Origin of the sequence: Acetobacterium sp., assembly GCF_036508315.1 — a bacterium.
In the GTDB taxonomy this organism is placed as follows: domain Bacteria; phylum Bacillota; class Clostridia; order Eubacteriales; family Eubacteriaceae; genus Acetobacterium.
The window spans coordinates 18,185-30,461 of record NZ_DATCHP010000068.1 but is presented as its reverse complement, the minus strand read 5'-3'; the positions used below and the strand labels follow the sequence as shown (position 1 = coordinate 30,461).

Below are 12,277 nucleotides of genomic sequence, written 5' to 3'. Positions count from 1 at the left end.
ATGAATGAAGACAAAATGAAGTTGGTGGGAGTCGATTTACTGGAACGCGTTTATGGAAAATGGTGGCTCATGCTGCTGGATGGGCTTATACTAATTGCTTTGTGTGTTATGTCATTTGTCATTGGAAAATTGACACCCGAAATATTTGTATATGTTTTGGGAGTATATCGAGGCATAATGGGTATTGCCTATATTATTTCATCACTGATAGCTAAAAAAAAGTATGGATCAAGCATAAGTTTTAGCTTAGGACATGGACTATTTGACTTGGTAATTTGCGCGGTATTTTTGTTGGTTCCTAAGTTTATTGCATCATTTTTTATTATTATTATTGGTATATGGGCCATTATGACCGGTATTTTTTTATTGATTATTTCTGGGAGCACATATGGCTTAGGTAAAAGCACTAAGGTTGTCATAGGGATCGGCCTAATCGCCTTTGGAATCTATGCCTTTTTTGATCCATTGAGCCTGGCTACTATTTTTATATGGATTATCGGCCTGGTATTGGGGATTTTTGGTCTTTTCCTGGTGATTCAATCCATCAAAATGAAGAAGGTTTATGCTAAAATAAAGCTTGAAAATAAAGGGTATGATGATTATCGTATTGAATAAAAACTAAATTGAATGATAGTCACAAAAAGAGTAGATATTTGCAAATATTTACTCTTTTTTAGTTGTCGATACTATGCTAAAATCACAAAAAAAGAGATAAAGGAGAAATGGATGAAAAGCAATAAAAACAAAAGAAAAAAACCTGGAAATATCAGAGGATTCACCCTAATGGAAGTGATTGTAGTCATCGCCGTTTTAGGGGCATTGAGCGCCCTGGCATTGCCAAAGTTTACTGGAGTTCTGGCAAATTCTCAACTAAAAACAGACCAGGCAAACGTTCGTATTGTCCAAAGTGCATTGGAATTGTATCGTGCGGAAAATGAAGATAAATTGCCAGCAGGCATTACTACATTTGATGCCCTGGTCACGGAGCTTAATACCGCAGGCAATTTAAAAAATGCCACCATCACATCAGCATCCGGTGGAACTTTCGCTTATAATTCGACGAGTGGGATTGTTTCATTTACAGCCAAGACAATTTAGTGAATGCATTTAATGAATTTGTTTTCAATGAAAACGTTTAAACACAGATTCGTGTTTTACCAGAGAGGATTTACACTGGTAGAACTTATGGTAACCTTGGCGATTCTGTCATTACTGACTGTTTCAGTCGCTGCCATCGGGCTGGGAAATTCCCAAAAGGTCAGCCAGGCTGCTTTTAATGCTGAGTGTGAAACAATCCTGTACACCCTGCTTGAGCATAAAAATGAGGCGATGATGGATGGACATCGTCGTCAGGTGCGTTTTTTTGAAAATGGAATGATTGTTAACTGGACAAATGAAGAAGGGTTTCAAGCAGATCCAATCTCACTGAAAACATGCTCTCTTGCAACTTCCTATGTCCAGACTAATCCCTTACAATTAAAAAGTGTCGGTACGGTTTCCATGGGGGGAACAGTGAAACTTACCAGCCATGCCGGTGCAGTTCGCATAATAACAATTCAATTGGCGAGTGGAAGGATTTATCTGGATGAACCTTAAAAATGAAAATGGATATACCCTGGTAGAAGTCATTATTGCCATTGCAATTTGCGGCTTTGGCCTGGCCACTATTCTGGGTCTCTATGGTATTGGCTTTGAAACATCCATGGTTTCAAAGAACATCCTGGATCAGTCCCTGGAGATTAACAGCATTTCAGAAGATATCCATGGGACATTAGAACAGGAAAGCCTGATAACTTTATCAGACAAGGTAGCGGAGACACTTAAACAATATCCTGATTATACTTTGGAAGAAATTGTGACCGATGACCAGCCTGACTTATACATTATCGAAATTTCACAACAGGGTCATCAGCGCGCGAAGAAATCATTTTTTATTAAAGTCTATTGGAGGATACCTTGATTAAGCGTGTTCTGAAAAATAAAAGCATGGGATTTTCTCTCATTGAAGTAATAACCAGCCTGGCAGTGATTTCCCTGGTCTTTATCATGCTTTTATCCGGGTTGTTTTTTGCAAATACGGCGAATAAAAAAGAGCATATTAATCAGAAGCTTTATCGCGATGAGCGATATCTTAATCTTTATATTCAAAAACAAGTGTTGGAATCCGAAAAAATAATTTTCAATGAGGCGACAGGAATTGTTTATCTTCGAGATCTGGAAACACCAGACCTTTATTATAATTATTATACAAACAGCAATGGTCTGGTCTATCGTATAAAAGTAAAGAAAGCCACGTTAATGGATATTGGCGGCGGAAAAAGCCAGTTTGCTGACAGCATCCAGGATTTTTCTCTTTCATTGACACCGGATAACGCCATTGCTCTTCATTATACCTTATCCTATGCCGGGGAAAATATCCAAAGGGAAACAACCATCCAACATGGAAAGACGGTGGAGAAACGGTGAAAAAGTTAATGAATAATCAGAAAGGGTTTGTACTGCCTTTGGTCCTGGTGTGCCTGGCCTTACTGACCAGTGGGGTAAGCATTTTTCTTACCCGGGAAAGTGCCGAGCTTAAGGCCAATGTGATGAATCGGGACTACCAGCTTTGTGTCTTCACTGCCAAAAACGCCATGGCTGTTGCCCAGGCATCCCTGGGTGAAGATCTTAACTATGCCGGAACTGAGGGATTTGCAGAAGATGAAAATGGCGGTACTTACAGCATTGAGATCAATGAAATGTCTGAGAATCAGCGGGTTTTTGAAATAGAAAGCCGCTATAAGACCTTTACAAAGAAATTTACCCTGGGATTGGCGATCATCCCGGACAGTATCGGACTTAATAAACCCGAAATAAAGCAAGTGAAATGGATAATGGTGGGGCCATAGTGAAAAGACAAAAACGATTATGGGTGGTGGACCTGGGAGAGGCTATTACAAAAATAGCTTTCGGAGTTCCAGATGAAAACGGGGTTATACTTGTTGAAAATTATTGGATAGAGAAAACCCCATGGGAAGTGTTCAGAGAAGGATCCCCTGAAAAAAAATTGGATCTTGTCGTCTTTCTGAGGGATCTTTTCAGAAAACATCATCATTGGGATGAGCTCAAGCTCGTGTTAAACCATCGGGCAATGATTCTGGCATCATTTACCTTTCCGATGATGGCGGTTGAAGAGGTTCTTGAAGCCGTTCATTGGAAGATGCAGGTTATGATTCCAGAGAAATTTGAGGATTGACGGCTGGATTATTTAGCCCGAGAACGGACTGATGTATTTGAATATTTAGGGATTGATGATAAAAAGCTGGATGTACTGGGTATTGGCATTCCCAAAAATGTGCTGGCTGATTATTCCGAGGTTTTTAAAAGAACGAAACATGAGCTTAAAATCATTGAGCCCCAATTCCACGGGCTGGGGAAATTTTTAATAAATCATGGTGAGAAAAACAACCTCATTCTGGATATAGGATACACAAGCACCCGGATTTTGTTTTATGTAAATGGATTTCTAAAAGAAGAACGTCACATTGAAACGGATCAGGCAAATGATTTGGAAACATTTTTGGCACCCATTGCTGAAGGGGTTTTGGAAAGCTTTCAGTCGCCATTATCTCTTGCTCGAGGTTTTGAAAATGAGACTATTTTCTTATCGGGAGGGGGGAGTCTTATTCCGGGAGTCATCGGATATCTCAGCGAAAAAATAAACCGAGAAATAGCCAGGCTTTCGATCTTTGGAAGAGACTCGGAGATGTTCAAGTTTCAAAAAGAAATACCGGAAGAAGATCTTTGTCTCTTAATGCCATGCCTCGGTGGCATGCTTGGATGGGAAAATAAAAAGGAATGATGGTGAGATTAAAATATGAAGACGGAAATCAACCTCCTGCCGATTCAAATCCATAAGAAAAAGAGAAAAAAGTTTTCAAAAAAGAATCCTTTTTTGAGCATCGTTCTGGGAACACTGGCTTTATGCTTAATCATCTACGGAATTTTGAGTGTTATGAATCAAAACCGCTCAGAAGAAATAAAACAGGTGGAAGAAGTCATCAAAAATCAAAGCGGTTTTCGAATCCCTTATGAAAATTTAACAGCTCAAAACGAAATATTGGTCCATCGTGAAAAGCTGCTGGAAGTGATGAACTTAAATAAAGAAATGCCTTTGAAAGTTCTTGTGGGTGTTCAGGATGCGGTTCCTTCAGGAACGGAAATTGTTGATTACCAGCTCAAGGAAAATGTCTTAATACTGACAGGAAACACTCGAAATCAGGAAGAAATTCTGGCGTTCAGAAAAGACTTAATGGGATTAGGCCTTTTTAAAAATGTGATCATCCAAAATACCATAAAAAAACAAGTTGTGCAAGGTGCCGGCAACGATGTTATTGGGGTTTCGAATAAAGAAAATGTCTGGGATTTTATCTTTGAGATTGAGTTATTGGGAGTCGAAGCATCATGAGCAGAAGAGAATCCAACAGATGGGTGAATAATAAAGATAAAACTAAAAATCATGGGTTGAAGCATACCATTGAAAAAGGAATTATTCTGGGAGCCTTTTTTGTGATTATATCCGCTCTTTTTTTGGTTCCGAAATATGAAGCTTATCAGATAAACAGCGATCTGCTGAAAGAAAAAAACAGAATATCCATGGGATATCCCGAGGAAATGACCGAAGCAAAATATCTTGCTGAAGTGGCAAGTATCCGCGTCAACCTGGAAGAGTGCAACAAAAACATACCGGAAAACATTGATCCAGCCGGGCTATATGAATCCATTGTTGATATGGCAAAGAAAGCAGATATTGAATTGGCATCAGTAGCGTTTGAACCCATTAATACCGAAATTGAAGATTTCATGGGACTCCAAATGAGAACAGATTTTCTGGAAAGCAAAAATAAAATGATTGTTGGGCCGGATAAACGAACACTTGCAAACTGCCCAATTACGGTTGTTTGCATTGGGGATGAACCCGGCTGTATTCGCTTTATTCAGGCAGTGGAAAATCACTGTCCAATCATTAAAATTATTGATATGGAAATCAAAGGAGAAGATCCTAAAATTAAAACCATGACATTAAATTTGGAAAGCTATGGAACCCTTGATCAGGCAACAACTGAAAGTATAAAATAACCTTGATTCCGCTTTAACCTGAATAAAAAAAGAACAGGATTGTAATACCCTGTTCTTTTCAAAATTAATTTTGAAGATTCTTGTAAATTTCATTTAAGCTTGATTTGAGATTAGAAAAGAGACGCTGCAGTTCATTAACTTCCTGGTCTGAAAACGCATTAATAGCAGTATCGACAGGTTTAAATAAGTCATAATGGGCATCTTCCAGCTGATCATAAATAGATTTTCCGGTTTCGGAAAGCATGAAAACAACTTCCCGGATATTAGTCAGAGATTTTTCCTTGGTAATCAGTCCTTTTTCTAAAAGCTTCGTTGAACATTTTGAAACGGCGCTTTTTGATATGCCCAGTTTTACAGCAAGCTGGGTTAGGTTAATTGGGGAGAAGGCTCCTATCATGTCAAGAGCTTTGAGTTCTGATGGAAATAAAGAATGCACACCATCAAGGGCATTATAAGTTCGTGGCAATACAAGAATATTTTGATAGAGACCGGCGCAATCAATCATTTCTTTTTTAAGAGATGCAATATCAGCATCATCACCTGTCTGGACATTAGAAATGATGGTTGGGCTTGATTTTTTATGAACAACCTCTAATTTATGGTCCTCGATAGCGTTTTTCTTTTTAAGTTCCTTCTTAGAATCCTTAGCTTCTTTCAAGTCAGACTTCTTGCTTTTTTTGTCTTTTTTCAAAATATCACTCCTTCCAAAATGAATATAAATTGTTTTCCAGGGCGATGGTTATATTTACCCTGTTAACTTACATTAATCATAACGAATTACTCGGTTAAATGCAACAAAAATCATCATCTGGTCCGGGCTTTTATCTTCTTTTTAGATTGCTTTTTAGGCAGTTTTTAGGTAAAATATTAAAGTAAGAGATTTTGTTTTATAATAACATGTTCGAACAACTATTTTTCTATTAGGAGGAAAAGGATGAAAAGAAGATTAGGAGTGATTCTCCTGGTGTTGATGATGATTATTGTCAACGCCGCAGGATGCAGTTCTGCCGGTACCACATCAGATAAAAGTGATGTGATAAAAGCTGGCTTTATTTATGTAGGACCGGCTGATGATGGTGGATGGTCTCAAGCCCATGATCAAGGTCGTGCAAAAATGGTGGAAAACTTAGGTGGTAAGGTTGAAACCATCGTTAAAGAAAATGTGCCCGAAGAAAAAAGTGCAGTTGTCTCAACCATTAGAGACATGGTTGATCAAGGGGCCACGATTATCTTTGGTACGAGTTTTGGTTTCATGGATGGTATGGCAGAAGCTGCCAAAGAATTTCCAAACGTTAAATTTGAACACTGTTCAGGTTATACAACCGCAGAAAATATGGGAACCTATTTTGGTAAAATTGAGGAACCACGATATTTATCAGGTATGGTTGCAGCTTCGGCAACTAAATCAAATAAAATCGCCTATGTAGCAGCAATGCCTATTCCCGAAGTTATTCGTGGGATCAACGCCTTTGCTCTCGGTGTTAAGGCAGTAAACCCCGATGCAACGGTTAATGTCTCCTGGACCAATAGCTGGTATGATCCAACAGTTGAAAAAGCAGCGGCTGAAGCCCTCATTCAACAGGGATGTGATGTCACTGCTCAGCATCAGGATTCAACAGCGACCATGGAAGCTGCTAAAGAAGCCGGAAAATTATCCGTCGGTTATGATTCCAGCGCAGCAACAACCATGCCTGAAGTCTATATGACTGCACCGCTTTGGGATTTTAGCAGATATTATACCGACAGAGTTCAGGCAGTTATTGACGGCACCTGGACATCCGATCAATATTGGGGCGGTATGAATGAAGGTATTGTTTCACTGGATCCTCTCACCGCACTTGCACCAGCTTCTGCTCAGGCAAAGGTCACTGAAGCTGAAAACGCAATTAAAGCCGGAGACCTTAAGGTTTTCGCCGGAGAACTTAAAGATCAGACTGGCACTGTTCGAGTTCCCGCCGGTTCTACAATTACCGATGAAGCACAATTAAGCATGGACTGGTTTGTCGATAATGTGGTTGGTACTTTAAAATAGTCAGAAAAATATGATGACGGGCAGAGTCCTTTGGACTCTGTCCGCTGTTTTTATAGCAAGGGTGAAAATATGAATAATGATTATGTCGTAAAAATGGAAAACATCACCAAGGTATTTGGAAAAGTCAAAGCCCTGGATCATGTGGAATTTTCATTAAAAAAGGGAGAAATACATGCCATATTAGGTGAGAATGGGGCAGGGAAAAGTTCGCTGATGAACGTTCTTAATGGCATTTATGTGCCAGATCAGGGATGTATTGAAGTGAATGGCCAAGCCGTTACCATTCATTCGCCAAAGGACGCCCTGGAATTGGGCATCGGCATGTTACCACAGCATTATAAATTAGTGGATGTTTTTACCGCTCTTGAAAATGTTGCAGCCGGAAGTCGAAAGACAACCCCTTTTTTAAATAAAAAAAAGATTTTAGATGAAATGGGGAAATTGATCAACCAATTGGGAATGGATATTGATCCCAATAAAAAAGTCTATGCAATGTCGGTAGCTGAAAAACAAAGCCTTGAAATTTTCAAGGTATTGTATCGTGGTGCGGATATTTTAATTTTAGATGAACCCACTGCAGTGCTGACCCCTCAGGAAATAAAAAACCTCTTCCAGATTATTAAAAAAATGGTAGGGGTGGGTTGTTCAGTGATTATCATCACCCATAAGCTGGATGAAGTCATGGAAATCAGTGACCGGATCACCATCATGCGAAAAGGGATGACCATTGAAACCGTTAATAAAAAAGATACCAATAAAGAGGCATTGGCAGGTCTCATGGTCGGGGATGTTATGGAACTCAATGTGCCCTGGGTTGAGGTACAGCGTGGAGAAAAAAGTCTGGAAGTGAAGCACATCACAGCCATCGATAAAAACAAGGTTCCAGTACTTAATGATGTCAGCTTTGATCTCTATGCCGGAGAGATTCTCGGGGTTGCCGGGATTGCCGGAAGTGGACAGAAGGAGTTGTGTGAAGGAATTGCCGGATTGTATCCCATAAAATCCGGGGAGATAATCTTTGATCAGACAAATATTATTGAAAAAAACCCGGAAGATATTAACAAGATGGGAATCAGTCTCAGCTTTGTTCCAGAGGATCGCCTGGGAATGGGATTGGTATCATCCATGGATATCATTGACAATGTCCTTCTCAAAGATTATAAAAATACAAAAGGCATGGGTATTTCCAAAGTCATATCAAGGAGAAAAGCCAAAGCACTGGTTGAGAAATTAAATGTATCGACTCCTGCCATTGAAAATCATGCGGTGAGCCTTCTCTCCGGAGGAAATATTCAAAAAGTGCTGCTTGGCCGGGAAATTGAGCTGGAACCCAAATTGATGTTGACTGCTTATGCTACCCGAGGTCTTGATGTCCGGTCCTCCCAGATTATCTATGATTTATTAAATATTGAAAAAAAGAAAATGATCCCGATCCTGTATATTGGCGAAGATCTCGATGTGCTGATGAGTCTCTGTGATCGGATCATCGTTTTGTGCGAAGGCAAGGTCACAGGGATTGTTAATCCCAGGAATACAACAAAAGAGGCCATTGGTTTGTTGATGTCTGGGGTGATGGAAGAAGGTAAAGAAAAATGATTCATATTATAAAGAAAGAAGTTCCTAAAACAAGGGATAAAATATTAATACGAGTCGCTGCAGTCCTGGCCGCCTTATTGGTTGCTTCCATTATTGTCGTTTTTGCCAACGCCGATCCGATAAATTTATATGTTGGCATCATCCAGGGATGCTTTGGAAATCTTCATCGCTTTGCGGCGACGATTCAAAAAATGGTTCCGCTGCTGGTGCTCTCATTAGGGGTAATGGTTGCCTTTAAAATGCGATTTTGGAATATTGGTGCTGAAGGCCAATTTTTTATGGGAGCGGTAGGTGCGACCCTTGTTGTCAGACTGCTTCCAAATATGCCAATGCCTCTGATGATTATAACAATGGGCGTCTTTTCATTTGTGTTTGGTGCCATTTGGTTATTGATCCCGGCTTTTTTCAAGGCCAGGTTTGGAACCAATGAAACGCTGTTTACCTTAATGATGAACTATATCGCTCTTACCATAGTCACAGCTTTGCAATATGACTTTTGGAAGGATCCAGGGGCGAATGGCATGCCTAAAATTGCTAATTTTCCAGACAATGCCCTGTTGCCTGGCATCAGCAGTTTTAATTTAAGTATTGTATTTGCAATTATTCTCGTCATCCTGGTCTATTTCTTTATGAATTATTCAAAAACAGGGTTTGAGATTACCGTATTAGGTGAATCTGAAAACACCGCCCGATATTTAGGAATCAATGTTTCGAAAACAATTATCATTGCAGCACTTGTCAGTGGCGGGCTGTGTGGTCTTGTGGGAATGTTCCAAACCGCAGGAATCAGCGGAACCCTGTCAGTGGGAATTTCAGAAGGGCTTGGTTTTACGGCAATTATCGTAGCATGGCTTTCCGGGCTCAAAGTGCCATTTATAGTAATGAATTCCTTTGTATTTGCGGTGTTACTTCAAGGCGGGTCATACATTCAAACGGCTTTCCAGATTCCGGGTTCTTTGGCGGAAATGATCCAGGCCATTATTCTTTTCTTTATTCTTGGCTCTGAATTTGCACTGCACTACCGGTTTGTATCAGATAAAAAGACCCAGGAGGTTGCCTAAATGGAGTTTGTATTTTTCTTAAGTGCGGCGGTTAAAGCCGGCACCTGTTTACTGTATGCAACCCTGGGAGAAATTATTTCTGAGAAAGTTGGCCATTTAAATCTTGGGGTTGAGGGAATGATGCAAATAGGGGCCGTTATTGGTTTTATTGCCGGTTTTACGTCTGGAAACCCTTACATAGCAGTGCTTAGTGCCGCTCTAGCAGGCGCTGCGGGTGCCCTGGTTTACGGTTTTCTCACGGTAAGCCTAAAGTCAAATCAAGTGGTAACAGGGCTTACCCTGACCATTTTTGGAATCGGATTTGCCGCTTTCTTTGGGAAGGCATTTGTGGGGAAAAAAGTTCCAGAGGCCATCACAACCTTTTTCCAATCGGTGAAGCTGCCATTCCTGGGAGATATTCCGTTTCTTGGAGATATATTTTTTAATCAAAGTGTGTATGTCTACTTTTCATATCTCCTGGTCATTGGTGTTTATATTTACCTTTACAAAACAAAATGGGGCCTTAATACTCGGATGATTGGGGAAAACCCAGCGGCAGCTGATGCCAGTGGTATTCCGGTTGATCAATACAAATATTTTAATATTGCCATTTGTGGAGCCCTTTGCGGATTAGGCGGTGCCTTTTTATCCCTGGTATATATCAGTATTTTCCCTGTGAATGTGGTTGGCGGCCGAGGTTGGATTGCAGTAGCCCTGGTTATTTTTGCCATGTGGAATCCGGGAAAAGCAATGTTGGGTGCGTATTTCTTTGGAGCTATGGACATTGCAAGCTTTTGGCTTCAAACCTATAATTTTCCGGTTTCCATTTACTTTTTTAATGCCCTGCCTTATTTGGCCACCGTGTTTGTCCTCATTTTTACATCCATGCGAAAGCGTGAGAATAAAAAAGAACCGGCATGGTTGGGAAGAAATTATTTCAAAGAAGATCGATAATAGCAGAGGTTCCAGGCGATTGATAATCGCCCCTACAGTTTGAAATATTGATGGCAAAGAGTTAGTTTTAGCCAACCCCGTAGGGGCGGGTAGTACCCGCCCGAACGTAATGGGAAATAGAAATAAGCAAAAAGTTTGGCAAATTACTTTATCCCAGGTTTTAGCCGTCTTTTTAAGACGGCTCTTTTTGCACGAATAGGAAATTATGGTATAATAAAAGCTAAATTAAAAAGGAGCCAGAGAATTATGAAAGAATTAATTTGCTCAACAGCAAATACTCACACATACCCCATCATTATTGAAAAAGGACTAAAGGATCGATTGTCAAAAATGAAGGCACTTTTTTCTGAGTATCATAAGGTTATGATTATTACGGATAAAAATGTTGCAAAAGAATACCTGATAGCAGTCGAACGCCAGATACGACTGGCAGGCCCAAAGGTTTATAATATTGTTATCCCCCCCGGAGAAAAAAGTAAATGTCTGGACCAGACTTCAATTATTTACAATGAATTAGTCAATTGTAATATGACAAGAAGTGATGCCATCGTCACCTTAGGCGGCGGTGTCGTTGGAGATTTAGGCGGTTTTTGCGCAGCAACCTTTCTGAGAGGTATTGATTTAATCCAAATACCCACATCTCTGTTGGCACAGGTTGACAGCAGTGTCGGGGGAAAGGTTGGAATCGATTTGGAGTATGGTAAAAACCTGGTCGGCGCATTTCACCAACCGAAGGCAGTACTCATCGATCCTCTTTTTCTTGAAACCTTGGAAGATCGCTACATGGTGGATGGTATGGCAGAAGTGATTAAATACGGTTGCATCAGCAGTGCGAATCTCTTTGTAAAATTAATGGGCTATACCTATCATGAAGATCTGATTGAAGATATGGAAGAAATCATTGCCAGATGTTGCACGATTAAACGGGATGTGGTCGAAGAAGATGAGCACGAGCATGGACTCAGGCGAATACTGAACTTTGGCCATACCGTCGGCCATGTGGTGGAGACATTTTATAAATTTAAAAAATATACCCATGGCGAGGCAGTTGCCATCGGCATGGCTCAGATTACTAAAAAAACCGTTGAGGATGGCATTTCCCAGCCAGACACCTATACAAATATTATTGAGATTTTAGATGCCTATGGATTGCCGTCAAAACTTCCGAGCATGCCTTTAGACAAGGTCCAGGAAATTCTTTTCACTGATAAGAAATTTGAGAATGACGCCCTTTATATTTGTGCTTTGAAAAAAATTGGTGAAGCTGAAATAGTGAAAATTCAAAAAAAACAGGCCATAGAACTCTTTAGATAAAGTATGGTGCTTCAGTAGAAAGAGAAATAGAAGCAATTGCGAAAGTACCGTGAGCATCGCTGTCTGTTTACATGAAACAATTTTTCCACTATACGTCGTACAGTCTAACGACTGTTCGCCTATACGTTATAAAATCGTTTATGAAAACTGACATCAAAGCAGTTTACGGTTGTGTTTACAAATTTTGAAATTACCAAGGAAGAGAAATAGATAAGGATAATAT

At 40.0% G+C, this 12,277-nt stretch carries 16 protein-coding genes; 15 read left to right on the top strand and 1 reads right to left on the bottom strand.

The window, feature by feature from the left end; genetic code table 11:
- From VIK44_RS08795 to VIK44_RS08750, 10 genes are all read left to right on the top strand, one after another.
- Positions 1-615: a DUF308 domain-containing protein gene (locus VIK44_RS08795; RefSeq protein ID WP_331553505.1), complete on the top strand. Its 615-nt coding sequence runs from the start codon at positions 1-3 to the stop codon at positions 613-615.
- Between the two features lie 111 nt (positions 616-726).
- Positions 727-1,098 carry a prepilin-type N-terminal cleavage/methylation domain-containing protein gene (locus tag VIK44_RS08790; RefSeq protein WP_331553503.1) on the top strand — a complete coding sequence of 124 codons (372 nt, stop codon included), beginning with the start codon at positions 727-729 and terminating at the stop codon, positions 1,096-1,098.
- A 27-nt stretch (positions 1,099-1,125) separates the two neighbouring features.
- Complete coding sequence (locus VIK44_RS08785; protein WP_331553502.1) at positions 1,126-1,596, top strand: type II secretion system protein; 471 nt, start codon at positions 1,126-1,128, stop codon at positions 1,594-1,596.
- Positions 1,586-1,960 carry a prepilin-type N-terminal cleavage/methylation domain-containing protein gene (locus VIK44_RS08780; protein WP_331553501.1) on the top strand — a complete coding sequence of 125 codons (375 nt, stop codon included), beginning with the start codon at positions 1,586-1,588 and terminating at the stop codon, positions 1,958-1,960. Before VIK44_RS08785 ends, VIK44_RS08780 begins: the two co-directional genes overlap by 11 nt.
- Positions 1,957-2,466 carry a type II secretion system protein gene (locus VIK44_RS08775; RefSeq protein WP_331553500.1) on the top strand — a complete coding sequence of 170 codons (510 nt, stop codon included), beginning with the start codon at positions 1,957-1,959 and terminating at the stop codon, positions 2,464-2,466. The genes VIK44_RS08780 and VIK44_RS08775 overlap by 4 nt, the downstream gene beginning before the upstream one ends.
- A complete protein-coding gene (locus tag VIK44_RS08770; RefSeq protein ID WP_331553499.1) occupies positions 2,463-2,888 on the top strand; it encodes a hypothetical protein in 426 nt (141 codons plus the stop codon). Before VIK44_RS08775 ends, VIK44_RS08770 begins: the two co-directional genes overlap by 4 nt.
- Positions 2,888-3,235, top strand: a complete 348-nt coding sequence (locus VIK44_RS08765; protein ID WP_331553498.1) for a hypothetical protein — start codon at positions 2,888-2,890, stop codon at positions 3,233-3,235. The genes VIK44_RS08770 and VIK44_RS08765 overlap by 1 nt, the downstream gene beginning before the upstream one ends.
- Before the next feature lie 99 nt (positions 3,236-3,334).
- Positions 3,335-3,841 carry a hypothetical protein gene (locus tag VIK44_RS08760; protein WP_331553497.1) on the top strand — a complete coding sequence of 169 codons (507 nt, stop codon included), beginning with the start codon at positions 3,335-3,337 and terminating at the stop codon, positions 3,839-3,841.
- 15 nt (positions 3,842-3,856) lie between these two features.
- Positions 3,857-4,447: a hypothetical protein gene (locus VIK44_RS08755; protein ID WP_331553496.1), complete on the top strand. Its 591-nt coding sequence runs from the start codon at positions 3,857-3,859 to the stop codon at positions 4,445-4,447.
- A complete protein-coding gene (locus tag VIK44_RS08750; protein WP_331553495.1) occupies positions 4,444-5,118 on the top strand; it encodes a hypothetical protein in 675 nt (224 codons plus the stop codon). The genes VIK44_RS08755 and VIK44_RS08750 overlap by 4 nt, the downstream gene beginning before the upstream one ends.
- Before the next feature lie 64 nt (positions 5,119-5,182).
- Here VIK44_RS08750 and VIK44_RS08745 read toward each other — a convergent pair whose 3' ends face one another.
- On the bottom strand, positions 5,183-5,809 hold the full coding sequence (locus VIK44_RS08745) for a MarR family transcriptional regulator (RefSeq protein WP_331553494.1): 627 nt from the start codon (positions 5,807-5,809) through the stop codon (positions 5,183-5,185).
- Between the two features lie 243 nt (positions 5,810-6,052).
- Between VIK44_RS08745 and VIK44_RS08740 the strand changes: the two genes are divergently transcribed.
- The 5 genes from VIK44_RS08740 (at position 6,053) to aroB (ending at position 12,054) form a co-directional block, all read left to right on the top strand.
- Positions 6,053-7,150 (top strand): BMP family ABC transporter substrate-binding protein, encoded by a 1,098-nt coding sequence (locus tag VIK44_RS08740; RefSeq protein WP_331553493.1) that lies wholly within the window; start codon positions 6,053-6,055, stop codon positions 7,148-7,150.
- Between the two features lie 69 nt (positions 7,151-7,219).
- The gene (locus VIK44_RS08735) at positions 7,220-8,746 is read left to right on the top strand and encodes an ABC transporter ATP-binding protein (RefSeq protein WP_331553492.1); all 1,527 of its coding nucleotides are present in this window, start codon (positions 7,220-7,222) and stop codon (positions 8,744-8,746) included.
- Positions 8,743-9,807, top strand: coding sequence for an ABC transporter permease (locus tag VIK44_RS08730; RefSeq protein WP_331553491.1), 1,065 nt, complete (start codon positions 8,743-8,745; stop codon positions 9,805-9,807). The genes VIK44_RS08735 and VIK44_RS08730 overlap by 4 nt, the downstream gene beginning before the upstream one ends.
- On the top strand, positions 9,808-10,740 hold the full coding sequence (locus VIK44_RS08725; RefSeq protein ID WP_331553489.1) for an ABC transporter permease: 933 nt from the start codon (positions 9,808-9,810) through the stop codon (positions 10,738-10,740). It begins immediately after the preceding gene.
- Between the two features lie 246 nt (positions 10,741-10,986).
- Positions 10,987-12,054, top strand: a complete 1,068-nt coding sequence (gene aroB / locus VIK44_RS08720; RefSeq protein ID WP_331553488.1) for a 3-dehydroquinate synthase — start codon at positions 10,987-10,989, stop codon at positions 12,052-12,054.
- The last annotated feature ends 223 nt before the right edge of the window (positions 12,055-12,277 follow it).

Excerpts from the sequence above, each read along its gene's own strand:
- VIK44_RS08750 (WP_331553495.1), top strand. The coding sequence starts at position 4,444 with ATGAGCAGAAGAGAATCCAACAGATGGGTGAATAATAAAGATAAAACT.
- VIK44_RS08780 (WP_331553501.1), top strand. The coding sequence starts at position 1,586 with ATGAACCTTAAAAATGAAAATGGATATACCCTGGTAGAAGTCATTATT.
- VIK44_RS08740 (WP_331553493.1), top strand. The coding sequence starts at position 6,053 with ATGAAAAGAAGATTAGGAGTGATTCTCCTGGTGTTGATGATGATTATT.
- VIK44_RS08785 (WP_331553502.1), top strand. The coding sequence starts at position 1,126 with ATGAAAACGTTTAAACACAGATTCGTGTTTTACCAGAGAGGATTTACA.
- VIK44_RS08725 (WP_331553489.1), top strand. The coding sequence starts at position 9,808 with ATGGAGTTTGTATTTTTCTTAAGTGCGGCGGTTAAAGCCGGCACCTGT.
- VIK44_RS08790 (WP_331553503.1), top strand. The coding sequence starts at position 727 with ATGAAAAGCAATAAAAACAAAAGAAAAAAACCTGGAAATATCAGAGGA.
- VIK44_RS08730 (WP_331553491.1), top strand. The coding sequence starts at position 8,743 with ATGATTCATATTATAAAGAAAGAAGTTCCTAAAACAAGGGATAAAATA.
- aroB (WP_331553488.1), top strand. The coding sequence starts at position 10,987 with ATGAAAGAATTAATTTGCTCAACAGCAAATACTCACACATACCCCATC.
- VIK44_RS08735 (WP_331553492.1), top strand. The coding sequence starts at position 7,220 with ATGAATAATGATTATGTCGTAAAAATGGAAAACATCACCAAGGTATTT.
- VIK44_RS08755 (WP_331553496.1), top strand. The coding sequence starts at position 3,857 with ATGAAGACGGAAATCAACCTCCTGCCGATTCAAATCCATAAGAAAAAG.
- VIK44_RS08795 (WP_331553505.1), top strand. The coding sequence starts at position 1 with ATGAATGAAGACAAAATGAAGTTGGTGGGAGTCGATTTACTGGAACGC.